The organism is Catenulispora sp. GP43 (genome assembly GCF_041260665.1).
In the GTDB taxonomy this organism is placed as follows: Bacteria; Actinomycetota; Actinomycetes; order Streptomycetales; family Catenulisporaceae; genus Catenulispora.
Genome location: NZ_JBGCCT010000019.1, coordinates 222,595 through 246,004 on the forward strand (window position 1 = coordinate 222,595; position 23,410 = coordinate 246,004).

Here is a 23,410-nt window from a genome sequence, read left to right on the forward strand (position 1 = left end):
CCGTTGTTGCTGCAAAGGCCCTGCGACGTTACGTCCTGGGCCTCTACAGGTGCAGGCGGCGTGCCTGGTCCGACATGAACACCTGGTGCGGGTCGATCTCGGCCCGCAGCTTGCGGAACGCCTCCAGGCGCGGGTACATCTCCGCCATCAGCTCCGGCCGCATCCGCGAGTCCTTCGCCAGGTACAGGCGGCCGCCGGCCTCCAGCACCTTCTCGTCCAGGCCGTCCAGCAGCTGGGCCAGGCCCGGGGTGTTGGTCGGGAAGTCCAGGGCCAGGGTCCAGCCCTTGCTCGGGAACGACAGGTAGCCGGGGCTGCCCTCGCCGAAGCGCTTGAGCACGGTCAGGGCCGCGGGGGCGCCGTGCGCGGAGATCTGCTCGACGATCCGCCGCAGGGTGTCCTCGGCGCCGAAGGGGACCACGAACTGCCACTGCAGGAAGCCCGCCGGGCCGTAGACGCGGTTCCACTCCATGATCCCGTCCAGCGGGTGGAAGAAGGCGCCGACGCCCTGGATCACGCCTTCCTTGCGGACCGGCGCCTTGCGGAACCACATCTCGTTGAAGGCGCGGCCGGTCATCTTGTTCAGCAGGCCGCTGACCGGGACCGGGGGAACCTTGCCCAGGGACAGCGGGGCGAACTTGCGCGGGGCCTTGCGGACCTTGGCCGGGAGCTCGTCGAGCTTGGCGAAGTCGCCGCAGGTCAGGACCGAGCGGCCGAGGTTGCGGCCGGTGGACAGGCAGTCGATCCAGGCCACCGTGTAGGGGTACTTCTCGTCGGTGGCGGCCAGTTCGGCCAGGACGCCGTCCAGGTCCGGGGCGCGCCAGATGTCGGCCTTGATGCGGGCCGTCTCGACCTTCTTGAAGGCGATGGTGGCCTGGGTGACGATGCCGGTCAGGCCCATGCCGCCGGCGGTGGCCCAGAACAGCTCGGGCTCGGTGGCCGGGGTGAGGGTGCGGATCTGCCCGTCGGCGCCGAGCAGGTCCATGGACAGCACGTGCTGGCAGAAGGTGCCGGCGCTGTGGTGGTTCTTGCCGTGGATGTCGGCGCCGATCGCGCCGCCGACGGTGACGTAGCGGGTGCCGGGGGTGACCGGCACGAACCAGCCCAGCGGCAGCATCGTGTTCATCAGCTGGTGCAGGCTGACGCCGGCCTGGGCGGTGACGATCCCGTTCTCGATGTCGATGGTGAGGATCTTGTCCAGGGAGGTGGTGCGCACCACCCGGCCGCCGCCGTTCTGGGCCGGGTCGCCGTAGGAGCGGCCCAGGCCCCGGGCGATGACGCCGCGCGGGCCGGCGCCGGCGACCAGCTCGGCGAGCTGGTCGATCGCCGTGGGGTCGGCGACGTCGGCGACCGAGGGGCTGGTCATGCCCCAGCCGTAGAGGCGCTCGGGGTGCACGTCGGTGCCGGTCGAACTCTGCTGTGGCACAGCCACGTCTCTCACGTCCCTATATTCATTTCGGCATTCGGTACTGCGGTGCGCCGCCCCGGCCCGGGCCGGGGCGGCCTGCGGGCTCAGCCGCGCGCGCCGACCAGGATCACGCCGGTGGCGAACACGACGAGCCACACGGCCCCGATACCCATGATGACGCGGTCCTTCAGGACGACGTCCTCGGGCTCCCCGGCGCGGCCGGTGTCGACGAACATCGAGTAGCGCAGGAAGATGAAGACCCAGGGGATGACCGAGATCTCCAGCCACGGCTTGGCCGACTTGTGGGCGATGTCGGGGGTGGAGGCGAGCTGGAAGGCCCACAGCGAGTAGGTGACCATGGTGACGGTCGCCGCGGCCTGCCACACGAAGCGCAGGTAGGTCTGCGAGTACTCCTGGAGCGACTTGCGGGAGGAGGCGGCGTCCTCCCCCATCAGCACCATCTCCGAGTAACGCTTGCCGGCGACCATGAACAGCGAGCCGAAGCCGGTGGTCAGCAGGAACCACTGGGACAGCTCCAGGTTCGCCGCCACGCCGCCGACGATGGCGCGCAGCAGGAAGCCGGAGGCGACCATGGCCAGGTCCAGGACCGGCACGTGCTTGAACCACATCGAGTACACGATGTGCAGCGCCATGTACACGGCGACCACGCCGACCGTGGTCCAGTTCGCTATGGCCGCCACGCCCAGGCCGATCACGCCGCACACGATGCCGGAGACCACGGCCAGCGGGATCGGGACCCAGCCGGCGGCGATCGGGCGGAAGCGCTTCTTGGGGTGGCGCCGGTCGGACTCGACGTCCATGACGTCGTTGATGAAGTAGATGCACGAGGCGGCGAAGCAGAACGCGACGAAGGCGATCGCGGAGGTCCGCAGCACATCGGCGTGGCCGAGCTTGGCCGCGGCCAGCGGGGCGGCCAGGACGAGCACGTTCTTGACCCACTGCCGCGGCCGCGCCGCGAGCACCAGGGCGACCGGCATGGGGGGGCGCTTGCGCAGGTCGGCCTGGGTATCGACGGCGGCGGCGGAGTCGGTGGGCGCCGTCGTGGTCTGGCTGCCGGGCGCTTGCGGCTCAGCGGGCTTCGTGGGGATGGATGTCACCGGGCAAACCTATCGGATGGTTGATTCGCGGAGCGTGAGCAGTTCGGACCACACCCGATCCGTTTCCTGGTCGAGGTCTGCGAGCGACCCGTTGTTCGCGATCACGTAATCCGCCGCCGCCAACCGTTCCGCCCGCGTCGCCTGCGCCGCCATCCTCGCGGCCGCGTCCTGTCTGGACATGCCGCGGTTGGCGAGCAGTCGCGCGTAGCGGACCTCATCGTCGGCGTCGACGACGATCACGGCCGCGTAGCCGCGGTCCGCTCCACCCTCGACCAACAGCGGAATATCGTAGACGACGATGCCCCCGGCCGGGGCGGCATTCGCCCATTCGGCCATCAGCGCGCCGACCCGCGGGTGCACGATCGCGTTGAGCGCGGCCCGCCGCTCGGGGTCGGCGAACACGATCGCGCCCAGCTTGGCCCGGTCCAGCGCGCCGTCGGGCCCGACCACCTCGGAACCGAACTCCGCGACGACCGCGTCATATCCGTCGGTGCCGGGTTCGACCACCCGGCGCGCGGCCAGGTCCGCGTCGACCACGGTGGCGCCGCGGGCCTTGAGCCTGGTGAGGACTTCGCTCTTGCCCGAGCCGATGCCGCCGGTCAGCCCGACGTTGAGCGTGGTCGGCTGGTCCTTGTGCATGGGGCTCCGTTCGGCTGGCTGTCGTCTGTTCGCGGGCGCCGTCTTCAGAAGGCTAACGTGGCGCTGCACGTTTTGGGTCACCAGTGTGGAACGGAAGCGGACGGGAGCGAATGGACGAGCCGGCTGCGCGGGACGCCGCGACGGGAAACGCTAAGGGGATGCCGCGCTGGCTGACCGTCACCGGTTCCACCGCATTCGCTGCCGCGGTGTTCGCTCTGGGCTATGGCTGCACCGGGGCTGCGGCCCCGGCCGTGGTCAGCGCCGGGCCGCCGGTGAAGGTCACGACGCAGACCCCGGAGCAGCCGAACGCTTATGGGAAGCTCCCGGCGGACCGCACTATGCCTTCCTCCGCACCGTGCGCGACGGCGGTCCGACCGGCCGGCTGGTCCAAGATCGAGAACGCCAAGCACGGTGACTCCTCGTGGCGGTCCAGCTTCGACGCGGACACCTCAACGGTCGCCGGGTATCTGGACAAGGTGAGCGCGGCCTGTGGGGACACCCTGACCCTGCACCTGTCCGGCTACGTGTCCTCGGCCTCCGTCACCGCCTACCGGATGGGCTGGTACGGCGGCGCGGGCGGACGGGTGGTGTGGAGCGCCTCGCATGTCCCGGTCACCGCGAGTCCCGTGAAGTACTCCGGTGCGCCGACGTACACGGTCGAGGCCTCGTGGCCGGCCGCCGAGCGCATCCCGGTCACGCCCGCCTGGACGCCGGGCTACTACCTGCTCGTGGTCCGCGCCAAGCCGGACGACGCCGGGGACGCGATCCCGTTGATCATCCGGGACGACAGTGCGGGCAACGGAGCGCCGGGCACCGGGAGTTCGCCGCTGTTGTTGCAGGCGTCGGTGCTCACGTATCAGGCGTACAACAACTACGGACGGTACAGCCTCTACTACGGGCCGAAGGACCAGTCCGCTAAGCGTTCGGACCGTTCACGGGTGGCGTCCTTCGACCGTCCGTACAACGGTGACGGCTATCGCGCGCCGTTCCTATACGACATCCCATTGGCGGAAGAGGCGGAGAAGCTCGGCCTGGACGTCGACTACACCACGGACATAGACGTGGACGAGCGGCCGAGCCAGGTGGCCGCGCACAAGGCGCTGCTGATCGGCGGACACTCCGAGTACTGGACGCGGCGCATGTACGACGCCGCGCTATACGCGCGGGACAAGGGCACCAACATCGCGTTCTTCGGCGCGAACGAGATCTACTGGCACGCGCGTCTGGAGCCCGCTCCGTCGGGTCAGGACCGGCGCATGGTCGTCTACCGCTATGCGAACGAGGATCCGTTGGCCAAGTCCGATCCCTCGCAGGCGACCGTGCTGTGGGACTCCCCTCAGCTGCAGATGCCGGAGGCCTCGATCGTGGGTCCGGCCTATGGGGAGCTCGGTGCGAACGGCGGGGCGTTCCGGGTGCTCCAGCCGGACTCGTGGATCTTCGCCGGGACCGGGGTCGTCAAGGACCAGGTGCTGAAGAACTCGCTCGCCGGCGAGTACGACACGGTGAAGAACATAGCGGCGACGCCGCCGGACATCGACGTGATCGCGGCGGTGCCGATCGTGTTCTCCGGGCAGTCGACGATGGCGACGATGTCGTACTACACCGATCCGTCCGGCGCCGGGGTGTTCGCCGGGGGGATGACGTACTGGGACTGCCAGATGGCACAGATGTGCGGGGACCGTCCGGTCGACCCGGCGACGGGGAAGATGCTGGCCCAGATGACGGACAATGTGCTGCGCGTGTACGCGCAGGGCCCGGCCGGGAAGCGGTACCCGTCGGTGCACCGGCCGGCGCCGACCGCGCAGGCGCTGATCTCCACGGCGGTGTCGCAGAGCGACGTCGGGATCGGCCCGCCCAAGCCGACGGCGGGGTAGCTCCGCGCCACGGGAATCCGCTTCGCGTGCCTGCCGGGCCGGCCCGGGTGGCTGGTCCAAGATGGCACCAGCCCGGTGCTTGGCCGGCGCGGAGAACGGGAGTCAGGGAGTGCGGACAGACGTGGTGCCGGGGGCTGGGGTGGCTCGGGTTCCGGTCGCGTGAGCACCGAGGCCGCTTCACCGGGAGGTGCCGCCTTACCGGGAGGTACAGATTCAGCCGGAGATACACACGGTTCCGGTGTCTTCGTCGGCTCGGGGCCGATCGCCCTGCCGGTGTATGTCGAGCCCGGAGGTGGTGATCCCGCGCTGCCCGCTTCTGCCGCGGCGCCCCGCGACGGGCTCACTCTGTGGCGGGGTGTGCCGCTGCCCGCGCGGCTGATGCGGCTGGGACTGGCCGCCGCGCTGGTCGCCGCGTGTGCCGCGGACCTGCCGAACCAGTCGGCGGCCTATGACAGTTTGGGGTTCGGCTCGGGCGACCAGATCGCCCTGTCCACGGCCGGCGCGCAGGCGGGATGCCCGACCGGGCTCGCGCGCGGCTGGCTGCGTGCGGAGAACAGGCTGCCCGGGACGACGGCGTGGCAGGACGCGAAGCGTACGCGCGCCGGGAGTGTGAACGGATATCTGGACCGGCAGAGCGTGCGGTGCGGCGACACGGTCACCGCGTATCTGAGTTCGCTGGCGCCGGTGTCGGGGGCTTCGCTGTCGGCGTATCGGATGGGGTACTACGGCGGGACGGAGGGGCGGCTGGTCTGGCAGGCCAAGCACATCGGCCTGCGGCCGCAGCCGCGGGCCGCGGTGACCGGCGCGAACCTGCTGACCGTGGCGCCGTGGCGGCCGTCGCTGACGTTCCGGATCACCGGGCGCTGGACGCCGGGGTACTACCTGCTGGTGGTGCGGGCGCCGGGGCAGACGGCGTCGTCGATCCCGTTGGTGGTGCGCGCCGACGGCGACCGCGCGCCGCTGGGGTTCCAGGCCAGTGTGCTGACGTACCAGGCCTACAACACGTTCGGCGGGCACTCGGCGTACACCGGCTCCCCGCGCCGGGCCGAGGCCAGCACGGAGGTGAGCTTCGACCGGCCGTACGAGGACGGCGGGTACTACTCGCCGTACCAGTACGAGCTGCCGCTGGTGCGGGAGATCGAGAAGCTGGGCATCGACACCGACTACTTCACCGACGTCGACACCGACGCCGACCCGGCGCAGCTGAAACGGCACAGGGGCGTGGTCACCGGCGGCCACTCGGAGTACTGGACGAAGCGCATGTACGACGGCGCGGTCGCGGCCCGCCAGGCAGGGGTGAACATCGCCTTCTTCGGCGCGAACGCGGTGTACACCGCGGCCCGCCTCACCGGCTCGCCGCTGGGCCCGGACCGCCGCGTGGTGATCCGCCGCTCGGTCGCCGACGACCCGCTGGCCGCGCACGACCCGTCGCTGGCGACGGTGAACTGGTCCGCCCCGCCGCTGAACCGCCCGGAGGCGGCGCTGATCGGCGAGGGGTACGGCTACCTGGGCGCGAACGGCTCCCTGCGGGTGCTGCACCCCGGCTCGTGGCTGTTCGCCGGCACCGGCGTGACCGCCGGGCAGGTGCTGCGCAACACGGTCGGCGGCGAGTACGACCAGGTGGACGTGAACCAGCCGACGACGCCGCCGGACGTGGACGTCCTGGCGGCCATACCGATCAGGTTCCTGAACGGCCGGGCCGGCATGGCGACGACCACGTACTACGTGGCGACCTCCCAGGCCGGGGTGTTCGACGCCGGCACGACGTACTGGCCGTGCGTGATGAGCGGCGAGTGCCTGCACCTGGGAGCCACGCCGCCGGCGGTGCGGGCCGTGGTGGCCCGGGTGACGGACAACGTGCTGGTCGCCTTCGCCGCCGGGCCCGCGGGGCTGGCGCATCCGTCGACGCCGAGTTGGCCGCCGTCGGCGGAGGGGTTGGTGGGGTCGGCGCGGGCGGTGGGGGACGTGGCAGTGCGGGCTTATTGAGGCGGGCTATTGAAGCGTATTGAGGCGGGCCTATTGAGGCGGGGTGCGGGCCACTCAGTCAGCCGGCGGCGAGCTCGGCGGCGCGGACCCGCCGGCAGCAGGCGTCCCGGCCGGCGCGGAGCTGCTCCCCGCGGGCGCCGACCCGCTCGCGCCCGGCGTGCCGGCCGACCCGCTCGTGGAGCCCGATGCGCCCGGCGTGCCCCCGCCGGTCGGCGACGCCTGCGGCGGGCTCGAGGTGGTGTGCTTGTACAGCGCCTCCGCGATCTTGAGCGTGAACGCCTTGGCGTCGCCGCCCTTGACCAGGGCCTCCTGGGTGGTGATCAGGAACGTGCGGTTGCCGTCGTACATCACCAGGATCGCGTCCTTGCCCGCCTCGGTGACGTAGGTCGCGGGGTGTCCGGCCACCGAGATCGGGGCGTACTGGTCGCCCTGGCCGGCGAAGTCGCCGACGGTGCTGGCGCCGTGGCTCTGGGCGGTGGCGGCGTCGGCGTAAACCGCCAGCTGGATCTCCACCTGGTCGCCGGTGACCTTGCCGCTGCTGTCCTGGATCACGCCGTACTGGCAGCGCACCCGGCCGAGCTGCTTGGCGGCGGTGGGCTGGAAGGCCGTGAAGAAGTCGCCGCCGTTGAGCGGGTTGCCCAGGGCCAGCTGCATGTCGGCGTCGGTGACCAGGCCGGCGCAGTTCTTCGGCAGCTGCGCCTGACTCATGGTGGGCCCGGCCGCCGGGTCGAAGCTGGGCTGCGGGCTCGCCGAGCTGGACGTCGGGACGCCGGGGACGGAGCCGGCGGTGGTGGTGCTCGACGAGCCCTTCTTGGCCGAGCCCCCGCCGCCGCACGCGGCCAGCGCCAGGGCCGCCGAACAGGCGACGCCGAGCGCGGCTATGCGGGTCAGGGTCCGGCGGGCCGTCGCCGGCGCCGTCGCCGATGCCGGGGCAGGGGCCGAGGCCAGGGCCGGGGCGTGGGCCGGGGTCGTAAGGGTCCGCATGCTTGGCAACCTATCGAATGACGGCGACGGGCGAGAAGCTTTCGGATCAGCTGCGCGGCCCCAAGCCCCGCCGCCGCAGGGCCGCACAGCCCCGCGCCTCACCCGGAGGTGGTCGACGGGGACATCCCGTTGGCGGCGAGCAGCCGCGGCGCCCCGCTGCCGTCCGCGGGCACGGCGTACAGGTCGCTGCCCGGATCGTCGTCGTGCGGGACCGCGTACATGACCGTCGTGTCGTTCAGCCACGCCGCCTGGTCGTCGACGCTGCGGGTCTCGGCCAGCGGCGTCTCCCGCATCGTGGCCAGATTCAGCACGGTGAAACGCCAAGGATGCCGGATGTCGTCGGACACCCGCTTCTTGAACACCAGGCGCGTGCCGTCCGGCGACAGCGAAGGACACTCCACGTTCTGCCGCAGCGAATTCAGCGTGTGCGCCTTGAAGTCGCCCTTCATCAGCCACGTCTGACCGTTGCTGCCCATCGTCGCGTAGAAGGTGTTGTCGTCGGCGGTGAAGGTGACGCCCCAGAAGTTGATGTCGACGGCCTTATAGGGCTTGCCGTCCACGAACGCGTTGAAGTTCTCCAGCGAGTCGACGTACTGCCCCGTCTTCAGATCCAGGATCGAGGCACGGGTCGAGGCGCCGGGCTGCGTATAGGAGTCCCCGGTGACGAAGGTCGTCCACGCCGCCATCCGTCCGTCCGCAGACAGCCGCGCACGGTTGGGCGTACCGGTGATGGCCAACTTCTTGGTCTGCTTAAGGGAACTGTCGTAGATCTCCGCATACGGCTGGCTGATCAGGTTGCCCTCGGACTGCAGACACAGCAGTACGCCGGAAGCCGTATAGGACCGCTCGCACTGAACGTTGGAGACCACGGGCACCGCGTTCGCCGCCGCCCCGGAGCCGATCTCCACGACCTTGCCGAAGTCCGGTCCCTGCACCGTCGACCGATACGTCAGCTCCCCCGCCGCGACGGTGAACCCGCCGCTGACGCCGGCACGCTTGGTGGACCGTCCCAGGAAGGCGGCCAGCCCGGCCGCGAGCGCGATCGTCAGCAGCACCACGATCGACGAGATCAGGATCTTGGCCCGGTTGTCGCGGGGCGTGGCAGTCGCTTCGGTCACCTCGGCCACCTCAGCCATCGGCGTGCTCCTTCCAGGGCGACACCAGCACCGTCGAGACGGTGATCGCGACGGCCATGGCCCCGGCGAACCACAGCATGACGGTCTTGGGATCGGTGTGCGACCACGCCGCCCCGAACGCCACCGACGATACGAACCCGGCGACCGCGCCGATCGACTGCATCACCGCGAGCCCGGAGGTCCGCAGCGCCGTCGGGATACGAGGCCCGCAATACGCCATGAGAACGCCGTCAGTGGCCGCGTAGGCGATGCCCGGCAGCAGGAGTGCGGCGGCCAACAGGAAGCCGTCAGGGACGTTCGTAGCCAGGAGCGCATATGCGATGACCAACAGGAGATGCCCGACGACGAACACCTTCCACCGCCCGACCCGGTCGGCCAGCCGCCCCACCGGGATGGCCATCAGGACGAACATCCCCATGGTCCCGGTGGCCAACAGCGCGTACTCCGAAGCACTGAGCGCCATCCGGTGCGCGAGCGTCAAGTACACGAAGGTGTCACTCACCCACGCGAGCCCCAGTAGCGCTACCGCGATACCCGTACGGATGAACCACCTCTGGCGCAGCAATCCGAGAGCGGCCCGCACCGACGCCGCTGAGCGCTCCTGCAATTCCTGCCGGTGGTCGGTGACGTAGAGGCAGAACACCACCAGACCGATGGCCGCGACGCAGAAGGCGATGATGAACAGTGCGTCGAACGCTTTGCGCTCCGTACCGAACTTCGTGGTCCACAGCAGCACGAAGGAGGCGATGAGCGGACCGGTCGCCGCCCCGATGTTGTCGAGCATGCGGTGCACGCCGAACGAGCGCCCCAGGATCTGCGGCGGGGAGGACAACGAGATCAGCGCGTCCCGCGGAGCCGAGCGCATCCCCTTGCCGAAGCGGTCCGCGCTGAGCAGTCCGCTCAGCCCGCCGAAGGAGGGGCCGACGATCGGGAACCCCAGTTTGGTCACCGCGGAGGCGCCGTAGCCGATGCCGGCCAGCAGTTTGCGGCGCTGCCAGCGGTCCGACAGGTACGCGGCCGGGATGGCCAGCAGCGCGGGGATGCCGTTGTAGAGCCCGTCCAGGAAGCCGATCGCGGTCGGCGTCTCGTGGAGGACGTTCAGCAGGTAGTAGCCGACCACCGCGACCAGCATCTCGGAGGAGACATCCGTCAGAAGGCTCACCGTGCCGAGCATCTTGACGTTGAACGGGACCCGCTCCCGCGTGCTCCTGGTTTCCTGGATGCGCTTGGCGGTCTTCGATCCCGTCAAATACACGTCGAAACAATAGCGAAAGGTCCCGTCCGCTTTAGGCGGACGGGACCTTTTAGCTAGGAGCTGTTACACGGCGAGCCTCAGCTCTGGCCGCCCGACAGCTTCTCGCGCAGCGCGGCCAGGGCCTCGTCGGAGGCCAGGGCACCGCCGGTGCTCTCCTCGGCGGCACCGGAGGAGTAGGACGAGGGCGCACCCTCGGCGTTCTCCTGGACACCGGCCTCGGCGTCGGCCTTGCGGGCCTCGGCGATCTGCTTCTGGTGCGCCTCGTACTTGGTGTGGGCCTCGGCGTACTGGCCCTCCCACACCTCGCGCTGGGCGTCGTAACCCTCGAGCCACTCACCGGTCTCCGGGTCGAAGCCCTCGGGGTAGATGTAGTTGCCCTGGTCGTCGTAGGTGGCGGCCATGCCGTACAGCGCCGGGTCGAACTGGTCGGTCTCGATGTCGCCGGTCAGGCCCTCGTTGGCCTGCTTCAGCGACAGCGAGATGCGGCGGCGGTCCAGGTCGATGTCGATGACCTTGACGAAGATCTCGTCGCCCACGTTGACGACCTGCTCCGGGACCTCCACGTGGCGCTCGGCCAGCTCGGAGATGTGGACCAGGCCCTCGATGCCCTCGTCCACCCGGACGAACGCGCCGAACGGCACCAGCTTGGTGACCTTGCCCGGCACGACCTGGCCGATGGCGTGGGTGCGGGCGAAGGTCTGCCACGGGTCCTCCATGGTCGCCTTCAGGGACAGCGAGACGCGCTCGCGGTCCATGTCGACGTCCAGGACCTCGACGGTGACCTCCTGGCCGACCTCGACGACCTCGGAGGGGTGGTCGATGTGCTTCCAGGACAGCTCCGAGACGTGCACCAGACCGTCCACGCCGCCCAGGTCCACGAAGGCGCCGAAGTTCACGATCGACGACACGACGCCGGAACGGACCTGGCCCTTCTGCAGGGTGGTGAGGAAGTTCTGGCGGACCTCGGACTGGGTCTGCTCGAGCCAGGCGCGGCGGGACAGGACCACATTGTTGCGGTTCTTGTCCAGCTCGATGATCTTGGCCTCGAGCTCCTTGCCCACGTAGGGCTGCAGGTCGCGCACGCGGCGCATCTCGACCAGGGAGGCCGGCAGGAAGCCGCGGAGACCGATGTCCAGGATCAGGCCGCCCTTGACGACCTCGATGACGGTACCGGTGACGATGCCGTCCTTCTCCTTGATCTCCTCGATCGTGCCCCAGGCGCGCTCGTACTGGGCGCGCTTCTTGGACAGGATCAGGCGGCCTTCCTTGTCCTCCTTCTGGAGGACCAGGGCCTCGATGTGGTCACCGACGGCGACGACCTCGTTCGGGTCGACGTCGTGCTTGATCGAGAGCTCCCTGGACGGGATCACACCCTCGGTCTTGTAACCGATGTCGAGCAGGACTTCATCCCGGTCGACCTTGACGATGACACCTTCGACGATGTCGCCGTCGTTGAAGTACTTGATGGTCTGGTCGATCGCGGCGAGGAATTCCTCCGCCGAACCGATGTCGTTGATGGCGACCTGAGGCGTTCGGGCGGTCTCGGTGCTGCTCGTCATGGGGAAGGGGGCTCCGGATGCGGACACATTGTGGGCGACGGCAGCCACCGGTCGGGGATGCCGACGCTGGCGAACATGTCCATCACCAGTCAGAAGCCGAACGGTCGACGAGGATCGGGTATCCAGCGAAGAAGATTCAGAACCTGCCCGCAGCGCATCGCCCAGAATACGGGTCGTACGCGCGCGTGGTCAATCCGATACCCGTCTCCACCGGGGACGGCGAACCGGCCCGCGGTGCGACACCGCACAGCCACGGCACCCCCGCTACAGTCTCAACCTGCGTGATCGTCTTGCGACCCGCTGGTGAAAGGATGCCCGCACTGTGCCCGATGTGACGGATGAGTCGCCGGAATTCTCCGGTGACCCCGGAATCGAAGATAACGATACGGTCCGCGTGGCCCGCCGTCACCTGTCAGATTCCGCCACGATCCGGGCGAATCGGGGCTGGTGGGACGCCAATGCGGACGATTACCAGGCAGAACACGGTGCGTTCCTGGGCGATGACCGGTTCATCTGGTGCCCGGAGGGGCTGGACGAGGCCCAGGCCCGCCTGCTCGGGACGGAGTTGGCCGGCAAGCGGGTGCTGGAGGTCGGGGCCGGGGCGGCGCAGTGTTCGCGGTGGCTGGCGGCGCAGGGAGCGCACGCGGTGGCTTCCGATCTCTCGTTCGGGCAGTTGGCGCACGCGCTGCGGATCGACGCGGCCGCGGGCGGCCTGCCGCTGGTCCAGGCGGACGCGACCCGCCTTCCCTTCGCCGACGAGGTGTTCGACATCGTGTGCTCGGCGTACGGGGCGGTCCCGTTCGTGGCGGACTCGGCGGCGGTGATGCGGGAGGCCGCGCGCGTGCTGAAGCCGGGCGGGCGGTGGGTGTTCTCGGTGTCGCACCCGATCCGGTGGTCGTTCCCCGACGATCCGGGCGAGCACGGGCTGACCGCCCGGGACTCGTACTTCGACCGGCGTCCTTATGTGGAGTTCGACGACCGGGGGGTGGCGACCTACGCGGAGCACCACCGGACGATGGGCGACCGGGTGCGCGAGATCGTGGCGGCCGGGCTGCGGCTGGTGGACGTGGTCGAACCGGAGTGGCCGGCGGGGCTGACGGAGGCCTGGGGCGGGTGGTCGCCGCTGCGGGGGCGGATCATCCCGGGGACGGCGATCTTCGTGACGGTGAAGGACTGAAAAGGGCTGAAAAGGACTGAACAGGTGAAGGACTGAATACCTGAGCGACCGGGCCCGGCCAAGACCCCTGGCGCGCGCCAGGGGTCGGGGGTGGCGCAACGCGGTGTTGCGGCGTGGCGCCACCGGCGTGCCCGGCGCGGTGGCGACAGTGCTGCCGTGGTTGGCGAGCGCGCTTGGCGGCGGTACTTCGGGGTGCGGCGCACCGTGCTGCTGGTCCGGGCCTGCCGGGGCGAGCAGGCCGATCCGGCGTCCTTCTACGAGCCGCTGGCGGCCGACTCCGTGGCGCTGGTGGCGCGGCACGCGGCCGTGTGCGGGCAGCGCGTGCTGGACGTGGGCGGCGGTCCGGGGTTCTTCGCGGCGGCCTTCCGGGCGGCCGGGGCCCGGTACGTGTCAGTGGATCTGCGGCCGGTCGGCGACGTGTGCGGCGACGCGCGGGCGCTGCCGGTGCGCGACGGCGCGGTGGATGTCTGCTTCTCCTCCAACGTGCTCGAACACGTGGCGGATCCGCGGGGCATGCTCCGGGAGATGCTGAGGGTCACCCGGCCGGGCGGCCTGGTGTTCGTATGCTTCACCAACTGGCTGGGACCGTTGGGCGGGCACGAGACCTCGCCCTGGCACTACGTCGGCGGCGAGTGGGCGGCCCGCCGGTTCGAACGGCGGCGCGGCGCTCCCCCGACCAACCGATACGGCCTGACGCTCTTCCCGCTCTCGGTGGGACGGGTGCTGCGGTGGGTGCGCGACGCCGAGCGGGAGGGTGTCGCGGAGACGCTGGCCGTGTTCCCGCGCTACCACCCCGCGTGGGCTCACTCGGTGGTGCGGGTGCCGGGGGTGCGCGAGTTCCTGACGGCCAACTGCGCCATCGCGTTGCGGGTGCGCTCCCAGTCGAACCCGGCGGCCCACGCCACACACGCCTCCTTCACCTCCGCGGCGCGCGCTGGGTCGCTGTCGAGCTCCTTCAAGACCCCGGAGACGGTGTCGGCTAGCGTGTCGCCGGGGGCGGCGAGCCAGCCGGTGACGCCGTCGCGGATGGCGTCGCGCAGGCCGTCGACGTCGTAGGCCACGGTCGGCACCCCGAGGGCCGCCGCCTCCAGCACCGACAGGCCCCAGCCTTCGCCCTGGGAGGCGGACAGGTGGAGCCGGGCCGAGGCCAGGAGCCGGTTCTTGGCCTCGGCGGGGAGGTGGCCGTGGACGTGGACGCGGTCGGCGTGGCGCAGGGCTGAGACGGCGGCGCGGATCCGGGGCTCGTCGGGGCCGCGGCCGACGATGTGGATCTCCAGGCCGGGCCAGGTCCGGGCCAGGTCGTCGGCGAGGCGGGCGATGTGGTCGAGGCGTTTGTGGCGTACCAGGCGGCCGACGGCGACCAGCCGCAAAACCTGTGCTGCGTCCGGAGGTAGAACCAGAGGCTCAAAGTCTTGTGGGGCAACGCTGCCGGTAGCGATGCCGTCTGTGGCGACACCGTTGTGCATGAGCTCGATCGGTCCGGTCCAGCGCAGACGGGTCCGCATCGCCGCGATGGTGGACTCCGACACCGCCACGGCCGGGCAGCTGCGGTAGACCCGGCGCGCCGCCGGGCCTTCCAGCCAGCGTCCCAGGGCGGCCAGGGGGCGGCCGAAGTGGGTGCCGAACTGCTGGTCGTGGACGTGGTGGACGACGATCGCCACGCCGGTGCGGCGCCGGGAGACCGCGAGCGGGGAGAAGAACGGGATGCCGTTCTGGCAGTCGATGACGAAGTCGTAGGCGTGCCCGGACAGTCGAGCCCTGATCAGCTGTGCGAGGACGGCCGGGTAGACGGTCCAGCGTCCGCCGCGTCGCAGCCATCTGATGCCCTCGCGGCTCTCGCGGCGTGGCTGGCCGGGTTCGCGGGAGGTGAGGAAGTCGACGGCGGCGCCGCGTGCGACGAAACCCCGGGCGATCTCGTGGGCGAACGTCTCGGCTCCCCCGGCGGCCTGCTGCCAGGGGTCGCGCCAGTTCAGGATGGCTAAGCGCACTGCGATACAACGAGGCGCCGGCGGGGCCCGACACGCGCGGTGACGCTTTTCGGGTTGTTCGTGGCGCGTCCCTGCGGAGTTTCGACGGTGCGGGGCTCCGGGTCGTCTAGCGTGACCGCACAAGAGACACGTGTGGCATAGAGACACGCGCGGCACAGCACCGGAGGTACCTCGATGCCCAGCAGGGCCAGGGACGAGCAGGACTCCGGAGGCCCGCGCCGCGGGGGCGGCGGGCGGACGGCGTCGGCCGGGCTGCTGGTGGCGGTGGGGACCGGGGTCGGGAACGTGCTGGCGTACGGGTTCAACCTGGTGCTCTCGCGGGGACTCGGGCCCGGCGGGTACGCGGAGTTGGGGACGCTGCTGTCGGTGTTCCTGATCGGGACGGTGCCGGGGCTGGCGGTGCAGGCGATCAACGCGCGGCGGCTGGCGGTGGTCGCGGACGCCCCGGCGGCGACGCGCGCCGCCTTGGTGCGGGGGCTGCGACGGCGGGGGTTGGCGGTCGCGGCGGGGGTGGCCGCGGTGTTCGTGGCGCTGGCGCCGGCGATCGCGGCGTTGCTGCCGTCGGTGACGGTCGGGGGTGTGGCGTGGACGGGGGTGTCGCTGGCGGCGAACACGGTGTTCGCGTCGTATTTGGGGATCGCGCAGGGGACGTCGCGGTTCATGACGATGACGGTGCTGTATCTGGCGGCGCAGGGGTCGCGGCTGGCGATCGGGGCGGTGGCGGCCTCGGCGCAGGTGTCGCCGACGACGGTGATGGCGGCGCAGACTGCGGCTTGGGCGTTCGCGGCGGTGGCGGGGCGGTGGCTGCTGCGGGGGGAAGCGGGTTCGGGTGTGGCGTCGGGAGCAGCCGCAGGAGTGGCTTCGGAGGCAGCTTCGGGTGCGGTTTCGGGGACGGCTGTGGGGTCTGCGTCGGGGGCGGAATCGGGAGCGGCAGCGGGGGTGGAACCGGCGTGGCAGGCTGCTGAGCAGTCGGCGGCGCACCACGACCGCCCCGACCACCAGGGCCACCAGGGCCACCAGGGCCACCACGGCTACCTGGCCGAAGTGCTGCGCGCGACCGGCGGACTCGGCGGCATCCTGCTGCTGACGGTGCTCGACACGCTGCTGGCCAGCCGGTACCTGACCGACGGCGACCTGGGCCGGTACAACACCGGGGCGCTGCTGGCGCGGGCGGCGTTCTTCGCGCCGAGTTTCGTGGCGATGCTTGCCTATCCGCGGCTGGCGCGGCCACTGGAGCGGCGCCGTGCGCTGCTGGTGTCGCTGGCGCTGACCGGCGGGATCGGGGTGCTCGGGGTGGCGATCGCCGCAGTGGGCGGCGACCCGCTGATCGGGGTGGCGTTCGGCGAGAAGTACGCGACCCCCGGCGGCTTCGACCTCGGCGCGCAGGGCTGGCTCTTCGCGAGCGTGGGCGCACTGCTGGCGCTGGTGAACCTGGCGCTGCTGGACGGGGTGGCGCGCCGCTCGCACGCGGTGTCGGCGGTGGTGCTCGGCGGCATCGTGGTGGAGACGACGGTGATCGTGGGCTTCGCGCACGATTCGGCCGGCGCGATCGTGACGGCCGCCGCGGCGTGCTCGCTGGTGACGGCGACGGCTTCGGTGGCGGTGTGCCTGATGGCCCGGACGGCCGGGGAGGTCGCCGCCGCGACGCTGGGTGTCGAGGACCCGCAGGCGGTGGGAGCGGTGGCGCAGAGCACGTAGGTACCCGCTGATATCCGGGTGCGGAGAGGCTGCCGGGGCGCGAGGATCCCGGCATGGGGGTACCAGCGGGTTTCAGCTACGAGCGGCGCGCCGACGGGTCGGTGATCATCTGGCATCACGGCCGCCGGGCGGCGGTGCTGCGGGGCGCGAGGGCCCAGCAGCTTCTCGCAGAGCTCGAGCACGGCGACGAGCAGGCGGTCATGGCGCGATGGACCGGCGACTATCGGCGCGGGAACGAGCGGGTCGCGCGGAACCACCCGCGAAACGGCGGCCGGTAAGCAACCCTGACGAACGCCGCAGCGCTGCCGGCGGCAGGCGGTTGATCGAACCGCCCACCGCCGTTGTTCACACCTAGTGCGCCGCGTCCGCCCAGTTCCCCGCGACGCCGACCGACACGTCCAGCGGCACGCGCAGCTCGGCGGCCGAGCCCATCTCGTGCCGCACCAGTTCCTCGACCTGCTTGGCCTCGCCGGGGGCGATCTCCAGGACGAGTTCGTCGTGTACCTGCAGCAGCATGCGGGACTTCAGCTGCTCCTTGCGCAGGGCTTCGCGGACGCGGATCATCGCCACCTTGATGATGTCCGCGGCGGAGCCCTGGATGGGGGCGTTCAGGGCCATGCGCTCGGCCATCTCGCGGCGTTGGCGGTTGTCGCTGGCCAGGTCGGGGAGGTAGCGCCGGCGGCCGAACATGGTCTCGGTGTAGCCGGTGGCGCGGGCCTGGACCACCAGGTCGTGGAGGTAGTCGCGGACGCCGCCGAAGCGCTGGAAGTAGTCCTCCATCATCTTCGCGGCCTCGCCGGTCTCGATGCCGAGCTGCTGGGACAGCCCGAAGGCCGACAGGCCGTAGGCCAGGCCGTAGCTCATGGCTTTGATGCGGCGGCGGTGTTCGGGGTCGACGGCGGTCGGGTCGACTTCGAAGACCTTGGAGGCGACGGTGTTGTGCAGGTCCTCGCCGGAGGTGAAGGCGTCGATCAGGCCCTGGTCCTCGGACAGGTGGGCCATGATGCGCATCTCGATCTGGCTGTAGTCCGCGGTCATCAGGGACTCATAGCCCGGCCCCGCGATGAAGGCCTTGCGGATCTGCTGGCCCTCCAGGGTGCGGATCGGGATGTTCTGCAGGTTCGGGTCCACCGAGGACAGCCGGCCGGTGGCGGCGATCATCTGGTTGTACGTGGTGTGGATGCGGGTGTCGGCCGAGACCGACTTCGACAGGCCCTCGACCACGGTGCGCAGGCGGTTCACCTCGCGCCAGCGCAGCAGGTGGTCCAGGAACGGGTGCTGGGTCTGGGCCTGGAGCCACGCCAGGGAGTCGGCGTCGGTGGTGTAGCCGGTCTTGATCTTCTTGGTCTTGGGCATGCCCAGGTTCTCGAAGAGCACTTCCTGGAGCTGCTTGGGCGAGCCCAGGTTCAGGGTCTCCACGCCGGCCTCCTTGCGGGCCGCGTCGACCTCCTTGGTGGCCTGGCTGGTGAAGCCCTTCTCCAGGTCCTGGAACAGCCGGTCGTCGATGGCGATGCCGACCTGCTCCATCTCGGCCAGGACCCCGACCAGCGGCAGCTCGATGTCGGTGAGCAGCGGCATGGCGCCGGTGTCGGCGAGTTTGCCGCGAAGCGCCTCGGCCAGGTCCAGTACCGCGTGCGCGGCGGCCATCTGGCGCTCGGCCTCGGCGTCCTCGTCGGCGAACAGCGTGCCCTGGTTCTCGTCGGCGCCGGCCGGGGACAGGCGGCGGCCCAGGACCTCCTCGGCCAGCGGCTCCAGGTCGAAGGAGCGGCGGCCGGACTGCGCCAGGTACGCCTCCAGGGCGGTGTCGGCGGCCACACCGGCCAGGGTGAGGCCGCGGGCGGCCAGGGCCAGGGTCGGGCCCTTGGCGTCGTGCAGGACCTTGGGGCGCTCGGGGTCGGCCAGCCAGGCCGCCAGCGCCGCCTCGTCGGCCGGGTCGAGCTGGGTGAGGTCGACGTACGCGGCGGTGCCGTCGGCGGTGGCGAAAGCCAGGCCGCTGACGTCGCCGGTACCGCGGCCCCAGGTACCGTTCACCGCCACGCCGGTGGCGCCGGTGCCGGGGGCGTTCTCGGTCAGCCAGCCGGCCAGCTGGCCGGCCTCCAGCACCCGGCCCTCCAGCGCCACGGCGTCGCCGACGGCGTCCGCGTCGGCCCCGGAGGCCAGCAGCGGCGCGACCCGGTCCCGCATCGAGGTGGAGAACTCCAGCGTGTCGAAGAGCTGGTACACCGCCTCGGGATCGCCTTCGGAGGCCCAGGCCAGATCGGTCGGGGCCAGCTCCAGCGGCACGTCCTTGACCAGCTCGGTCAGCTGGCGGTTGAGCTGCACCTGCTCCAGGTGCGCCCGCAGCGTCTCCCCGGCCTTGCCCTTCACCTCGTCGGCGCGCGCCACCAGGTCGGTCAGCGAGCCGAACTCGCGGATCCACTTCGCGGCGGTCTTCTCCCCCACGCCGGGCATGTTCGGCAGGTTGTCCGAGGGGTCGCCGCGCAGGGCGGCGAAGTCGGGGTACTGCTGCGGGGTGAGCTCGTACTTCTCCTCGACCGCGGCCGGGGTGAAGCGGGACAGGTCGGACACGCCGCGCTTGGGGTACAGCACGGTGACGTCGTCGGTGACCAGCTGGAACGAGTCGCGGTCGCCGCTGAGGATGCGGACCTCGTAGCCGTCGGCGGCGGCCTGGGTGGTCAGGGTCGCGATGACGTCGTCGGCCTCGAAGCCCTCCTTGCGGATGACCGTGATGCCCAGGCCCGCCAGCAGCTCGTCGATCAGGCCGATCTGGCTCTTGAAGTCGTCCGGGGAGGCCGAGCGGTTGGCCTTGTACTCGGGGAACTTCTCGGTCCGGAAGGTCTGGCGCGAGACGTCGAAGGCGACGGCGACGTGCGTGGGCTGCTCGTCGCGCAGCGTGTTGATCAGCATCGAGGTGAACCCCTGCACCGCGCCGGTGGGCTGACCCGTGGTGGTGCGCAGGTCGGCCTCCTTCAGCGCGTAGTACGCCCGGTACGCCAGGGAATGGCCGTCCAGCAGGAGCAGGACGGGGCGGCTTGCGGTGGACTCGGGGGTCTTCTTGGCGGGGCTCACGGTATGAATCCTAGGGCGAGGTACCGACAGGCCGGGGCAACTCGGCGGTGGTTAGGCTGGCTGTAACACGTTGCAGTTAATGTGGTGTAGTTTTCCGCTGCCCCACGCGTCCCGTCCCCGAGGAAGGCCCCGCGATGTCGATAGACCAGAACAGCCAGGTGTCCGAGGCCGATCAGATCGCGGCGATGTTCAACGAGATCGGCGCCGGCCATCTGACCGAGCGCATGGACATCGTCATCACCTCCGCGACCAAGGAGGAGATCGTCGGGACCATGCCGGTCGCCGGCAACACCCAGGTCTACGGGCTGCTGCACGGCGGCGCCTCGGTGGTGCTGGCCGAGACGCTGGGCTCGCTGATGGCCTCGCTGCACGCCGGGGTGGACAAGCAGGTGGTCGGCGTCGACATCAACGCCACGCACCACCGCTCGGCCAAGGAGGGCCTGGTCACCGGCACCTGCCGGGTGCTGCACGCCGGGCGCACGCTGGTGGTCAGCGAGATCGTCATCGCCGACGAGGCCGGCCGGCGGGTCTGCACCAGCCGCATCACCTGTCTGGTCAAGGGCTGACCCGCTCCGGTGCTGCGATAACGCACCGCTGATCCTCTGGCGCAAGGTCCACTCCGGACGGACAATGCGCCCATGGGAGGGGAAACGGAACCCGGCGACGACGGGGACGAGTTCGTCGTCGAGCTGCTCGACGACGACTCCCTGCCGGACGAGGGGCCGAACTCGGCCACCAGCACCCGGGAGACGATCGGCGGGCAGGACGGCCCGGACGGCCCCGCCGCGCGCCTCAGGCGGCTCCCCCGCCGGGTCCGGGTCGCCGGGGTGTGCGCGGCGGCGACCGTCTTCGCTCTGGCCGTGTGGCCCGCGGCCGGGCGGCGGGAGGCGGCGCCGCAGCCGTATCCGACGCCTTCGCAGGTCGACGTCGACCTCTACAAAGTGCGGCTCGGCAGCACGACGTTGCAGGCCGGGAACGGCACCGACCACGCCGTGCTGGGCTTGCAGCTGACCAACAGCGCCGCGACGCGGCTGGAGGTGGTCAGCGCTGAGCTGTGGGATGCGGTGGGGACACGGCTCGGGTCGGCTTCTATGTGGCCGGCGCAGGGGCTGGGGGCCGGAAGTACCGTTTCGGTACCGGTGACTCTTCCTTATGCGTGCGACGTATATGGATTCCTTCCGGTACTACCGATCACGGTTCGCTATAGCATCAGCACTCCACAGAACCCTGATGCCGGACACGACTACGCCTTTCCGCTCACCGAGGCCATATGGGACACGTATATGCGTCAACGGGCCGCGCAGTGCGCTCGGCCGGGCGATGAGATCTCCGCCTCCGCGATCGACGCGACGCAGCCGATCGGCGCCCCCAGCGATCCGGAGGGCTTCGACCTGACCTTCACGGTCGAGTCGGCCGGGGCGCAGAGGTGGAGCGTGGACAAGGTCACCGCCTTCCGGTCCGGCGTCACCGTCACCGGCACCGAGCTGCCGGTCGCGGTGAGCCCGGGCCAGACGGCACGGGTGTCCACGCACTGGCACGTCGACGACTGCGAGCACGTGCCGAGATGGAGCACGGACATGGGCCTGGAGTTCACGGCGCACACCACGGGGCCGGCCGCCGGGAACAGCGCGTCCGCGGAGCAGGTGTTCGTCGCGCAGCTGCGGCCGGGGCTGGTGACGGAGATGCTGTACGAGGCGTGCGGGATCTGAGGGGCTTCGCAGGGCTGTACAAGGGGCCCGGACGCGGCGTATCCAAGGAGCGTGACGTTTCGACCCGCACGCCGCGACACCGCCGTCGCGCTCGGCGGCCTGCTCGCCGGGGCCGCGGTGGCCACCGCGGTCGCCGTCGCGGCCTGGCCCGGCACGGCCGGCTCCGACGCCGCCGCCTCCGCCGCGCGATCCGCGAAGGCCGCCGCCTCCGGCCCGACGCCGGCGCCGGACCCCGTGAACGAGACACTGCGGCCGAAGGAGATCGTGCTGCCGTCGCAGAGCCCGTACACCAGCGGCAAGATCGTCGTGGAGCCGCTGCGCCTGACCTGCGGGCTGTCGGAGGTCATCGGCACGCACGGCGAGCAGGAGGCGGACGGACAGTACTGCCTGATCCGGATCGCGCTGACCGCCGACGACACGTTCACCCACACCTTCGACACCCACACGACCGCGCTGACCACCACGGCCGGGGCCTCGATCCCGGTCTCCTACCCCGCGCAGGAGGTGGAGCGGCAGCCGCTGGAGATCGCGCCGGTGGGGTCGCACGACCGGTACGAGTTCGACATCTACTACGACGTGCCGCGCGCCGCGACGGTGAACGGCTTCACGTTCTCCGACGGGGAGGGCGGGCCGACGGTGCGCGTCCCGCTTCCGGTGCGGGTGTGGCCGTTCTCCTGACCGGCGGCGCGGCCCTACGGTGAGCCGCGGTGCGTAAGGTCTTGCCCCATGAATGAGATCGCCGAGCCGGTGCTGGAATGGGTTCTGACGCGGCTGACGCTGCCGGGCCACTCGCGGGCGACCCTGGCCGGGGCCACCGGACTGCGCGAGGGCTCCAACCCGTGGATGCTGCGCCTGGACGACGGCCGCGCCGTGGTGCTGCGGGTCGGCGACCCGGGCGATGCGGAGCGGCGCGAGGCGTTCGGCGTCGAGGCCCGGCTGCTGGAGATCGCCGAGCGGCACGGCGTGCCGAGCTCCCGGCTGATCGCCCACGATCCGACCGGGGAGCAGGCCGGTGCGCTGGCGTTGCTGAGCACGGTCGTGGAGGGCAGCAGCCGTATCCCGGCCGAGCCGACGCCGGAGCTGCTCGCCGAGTACGGCCGGGCCACGGCCGCGCTGCGTGGCGTGCCGCTGAACGCGCTCGGCGGGCTGGCGCACAGGATCCGGCCGATCCAGTCGGTGGACTTCGCCGGCGCGCGCCGGAGCCAGGGGGCGAGCGAGCTGCTGACGGCGGCCGAGGAGGCGGTCGTGCGGCGTCCGGTTCCCGAGCGCGACCCGGGGCTGGTCCACGGTGATCTGTGGCTGGGCAACACGCTGTGGGTCGGGGCGCGGCTGAGCGGGTTCGTGGACTGGGACTGCGCCGGGATCGGGGAGGCGGGGTTGGACGTCGCCTCGATACGGCTGGACGCGGCGCTGATGTTCGGCCCGGAGTACGCCGAGGCGGTGCTGGCCGGGTACGTGGCGGCCAGGAAGGGTGAGGCGGTGGAGGATCTGGCGTACTGGGACGTGGTGGCCGCTTTGAGCACGCCGCCGACGATGGCCGAGTTCGCGCCGGTCATCCAGGACCAGGGGCGGCCCGATCTCGATCGGCGCACGCTGGAGGAACGGCGCGACGCGTTCTTGGAGGCGGCGATGGAGCGCTTGCGATAGGGCTTGGGGCAGGGCTTGGAACAGGGCTTGGGGCAGATGACGAAAACGGCCGTGGGCCCCAGCCGTGGGGGGGGGGGGGGGCCCCGCCCCCGAATTTGGCGGGGTGGGGCTGCCGGACACCGCGCCTTCCCCCCGCTAGCCCCCGGTGGGCGCCCGCGCCCGCGGG

Annotated in this window: 18 protein-coding genes and 1 pseudogene; 10 read left to right on the forward strand and 9 right to left on the reverse strand. The window is 71.0% G+C overall.

Features of this window, described 5'->3' with window-relative positions; translation table 11 throughout:
• Nucleotides 1-43 precede the first annotated feature (43 nt).
• The 3 genes from ABH926_RS33330 to coaE form a co-directional block, all read right to left on the reverse strand.
• Nucleotides 44-1,438: an FAD-binding protein gene (locus ABH926_RS33330; protein WP_370369899.1), complete on the reverse strand. Its 1,395-nt coding sequence runs from the start codon at nt 1,436-1,438 to the stop codon at nt 44-46.
• A gap of 71 nt (nt 1,439-1,509) precedes the next feature.
• A complete protein-coding gene (locus ABH926_RS33335; protein WP_370369900.1) occupies nt 1,510-2,523 on the reverse strand; it encodes a decaprenyl-phosphate phosphoribosyltransferase in 1,014 nt (337 codons plus the stop codon).
• Between the two features lie 9 nt (nt 2,524-2,532).
• The gene (gene coaE, locus ABH926_RS33340) at nt 2,533-3,162 is read right to left on the reverse strand and encodes a dephospho-CoA kinase (RefSeq protein WP_370369901.1); all 630 of its coding nucleotides are present in this window, start codon (nt 3,160-3,162) and stop codon (nt 2,533-2,535) included.
• A 110-nt stretch (nt 3,163-3,272) separates the two neighbouring features.
• Here coaE and ABH926_RS33345 point away from each other — a divergent pair, with 110 nt between their 5' ends.
• Entirely contained in the window at nt 3,273-5,036 is a 1,764-nt protein-coding gene (locus ABH926_RS33345; RefSeq protein ID WP_370369902.1) for a N,N-dimethylformamidase beta subunit family domain-containing protein, read from the forward strand.
• 357 nt (nt 5,037-5,393) lie between these two features.
• Nucleotides 5,394-7,022 carry a N,N-dimethylformamidase beta subunit family domain-containing protein gene (locus tag ABH926_RS33350; protein ID WP_370369903.1) on the forward strand — a complete coding sequence of 543 codons (1,629 nt, stop codon included), beginning with the start codon at nt 5,394-5,396 and terminating at the stop codon, nt 7,020-7,022.
• Between the two features lie 54 nt (nt 7,023-7,076).
• Here the strand turns inward: ABH926_RS33350 and ABH926_RS33355 are convergent, their stop codons facing one another.
• From ABH926_RS33355 to rpsA, 4 genes are all read right to left on the reverse strand, one after another.
• Nucleotides 7,077-8,006: a hypothetical protein gene (locus tag ABH926_RS33355; protein ID WP_370369904.1), complete on the reverse strand. Its 930-nt coding sequence runs from the start codon at nt 8,004-8,006 to the stop codon at nt 7,077-7,079.
• Between the two features lie 98 nt (nt 8,007-8,104).
• Nucleotides 8,105-9,142 carry a TolB family protein gene (locus ABH926_RS33360; RefSeq protein WP_370369905.1) on the reverse strand — a complete coding sequence of 346 codons (1,038 nt, stop codon included), beginning with the start codon at nt 9,140-9,142 and terminating at the stop codon, nt 8,105-8,107.
• The gene (locus ABH926_RS33365; RefSeq protein WP_370369906.1) at nt 9,135-10,397 is read right to left on the reverse strand and encodes an MFS transporter; all 1,263 of its coding nucleotides are present in this window, start codon (nt 10,395-10,397) and stop codon (nt 9,135-9,137) included. Before ABH926_RS33365 ends, ABH926_RS33360 begins: the two co-directional genes overlap by 8 nt.
• Nucleotides 10,398-10,474: 77 nt before the next feature.
• The gene (gene rpsA, locus ABH926_RS33370) at nt 10,475-11,956 is read right to left on the reverse strand and encodes a 30S ribosomal protein S1 (RefSeq protein WP_370369907.1); all 1,482 of its coding nucleotides are present in this window, start codon (nt 11,954-11,956) and stop codon (nt 10,475-10,477) included.
• A gap of 394 nt (nt 11,957-12,350) precedes the next feature.
• On the opposite strand from rpsA, the gene ABH926_RS33375 reads away from it, so the two are divergent.
• Both ABH926_RS33375 and ABH926_RS33380 read left to right on the forward strand, forming a co-directional pair.
• Nucleotides 12,351-13,133, forward strand: coding sequence for a class I SAM-dependent methyltransferase (locus ABH926_RS33375; protein WP_370369909.1), 783 nt, complete (start codon nt 12,351-12,353; stop codon nt 13,131-13,133).
• Nucleotides 13,134-13,289: 156 nt separating this feature from the next.
• On the forward strand, nt 13,290-14,189 hold the full coding sequence (locus tag ABH926_RS33380; protein WP_370369910.1) for a class I SAM-dependent methyltransferase: 900 nt from the start codon (nt 13,290-13,292) through the stop codon (nt 14,187-14,189).
• Here ABH926_RS33380 and ABH926_RS33385 read toward each other — a convergent pair.
• A pseudogene (locus ABH926_RS33385) lies at nt 14,102-15,277 on the reverse strand (glycosyltransferase family 4 protein); the annotation flags it as partial. The gene ABH926_RS33380 and the pseudogene ABH926_RS33385 sit on opposite strands and share 88 nt — an antisense overlap.
• An 18-nt stretch (nt 15,278-15,295) precedes the next feature.
• Here ABH926_RS33385 and ABH926_RS33390 point away from each other — a divergent pair.
• Together ABH926_RS33390 and ABH926_RS33395 are read left to right on the forward strand one after the other, a co-directional pair.
• Nucleotides 15,296-16,819, forward strand: a complete 1,524-nt coding sequence (locus ABH926_RS33390) for a hypothetical protein (RefSeq protein WP_370369911.1) — start codon at nt 15,296-15,298, stop codon at nt 16,817-16,819.
• 53 nt (nt 16,820-16,872) lie between these two features.
• The gene (locus ABH926_RS33395; protein ID WP_370369912.1) at nt 16,873-17,097 is read left to right on the forward strand and encodes a hypothetical protein; all 225 of its coding nucleotides are present in this window, start codon (nt 16,873-16,875) and stop codon (nt 17,095-17,097) included.
• A gap of 73 nt (nt 17,098-17,170) precedes the next feature.
• Here ABH926_RS33395 and polA read toward each other — a convergent pair whose 3' ends face one another.
• Nucleotides 17,171-19,888 carry a DNA polymerase I gene (gene polA / locus ABH926_RS33400; protein ID WP_370369914.1) on the reverse strand — a complete coding sequence of 906 codons (2,718 nt, stop codon included), beginning with the start codon at nt 19,886-19,888 and terminating at the stop codon, nt 17,171-17,173.
• Between the two features lie 134 nt (nt 19,889-20,022).
• On the opposite strand from polA, the gene ABH926_RS33405 reads away from it, so the two are divergent.
• From ABH926_RS33405 to ABH926_RS33420, 4 genes are all read left to right on the forward strand, one after another.
• Nucleotides 20,023-20,454: a hotdog fold thioesterase gene (locus tag ABH926_RS33405; protein ID WP_370369916.1), complete on the forward strand. Its 432-nt coding sequence runs from the start codon at nt 20,023-20,025 to the stop codon at nt 20,452-20,454.
• Nucleotides 20,455-20,526: 72 nt separating this feature from the next.
• Nucleotides 20,527-21,597: a hypothetical protein gene (locus ABH926_RS33410; RefSeq protein WP_370369917.1), complete on the forward strand. Its 1,071-nt coding sequence runs from the start codon at nt 20,527-20,529 to the stop codon at nt 21,595-21,597.
• A gap of 51 nt (nt 21,598-21,648) precedes the next feature.
• Complete coding sequence (locus ABH926_RS33415) at nt 21,649-22,275, forward strand: hypothetical protein (RefSeq protein ID WP_370369918.1); 627 nt, start codon at nt 21,649-21,651, stop codon at nt 22,273-22,275.
• 48 nt (nt 22,276-22,323) lie between these two features.
• Complete coding sequence (locus ABH926_RS33420) at nt 22,324-23,244, forward strand: phosphotransferase family protein (RefSeq protein ID WP_370369920.1); 921 nt, start codon at nt 22,324-22,326, stop codon at nt 23,242-23,244.
• Nucleotides 23,245-23,410: the final 166 nt, after the last annotated feature.

Bases quoted from the DNA above. Each gene is read 5' to 3' on its own strand.
- coaE (WP_370369901.1), bottom strand. From the start codon at position 3,162: ATGCACAAGGACCAGCCGACCACGCTCAACGTCGGGCTGACCGGCGGC.
- ABH926_RS33345 (WP_370369902.1), top strand. From the start codon at position 3,273: ATGGACGAGCCGGCTGCGCGGGACGCCGCGACGGGAAACGCTAAGGGG.
- ABH926_RS33355 (WP_370369904.1), bottom strand. From the start codon at position 8,006: ATGCGGACCCTTACGACCCCGGCCCACGCCCCGGCCCTGGCCTCGGCC.
- ABH926_RS33360 (WP_370369905.1), bottom strand. From the start codon at position 9,142: ATGGCTGAGGTGGCCGAGGTGACCGAAGCGACTGCCACGCCCCGCGAC.
- rpsA (WP_370369907.1), bottom strand. From the start codon at position 11,956: ATGACGAGCAGCACCGAGACCGCCCGAACGCCTCAGGTCGCCATCAAC.
- ABH926_RS33390 (WP_370369911.1), top strand. From the start codon at position 15,296: ATGCCCAGCAGGGCCAGGGACGAGCAGGACTCCGGAGGCCCGCGCCGC.
- ABH926_RS33395 (WP_370369912.1), top strand. From the start codon at position 16,873: ATGGGGGTACCAGCGGGTTTCAGCTACGAGCGGCGCGCCGACGGGTCG.
- ABH926_RS33405 (WP_370369916.1), top strand. From the start codon at position 20,023: ATGTCGATAGACCAGAACAGCCAGGTGTCCGAGGCCGATCAGATCGCG.
- ABH926_RS33410 (WP_370369917.1), top strand. From the start codon at position 20,527: ATGGGAGGGGAAACGGAACCCGGCGACGACGGGGACGAGTTCGTCGTC.
- ABH926_RS33420 (WP_370369920.1), top strand. From the start codon at position 22,324: ATGAATGAGATCGCCGAGCCGGTGCTGGAATGGGTTCTGACGCGGCTG.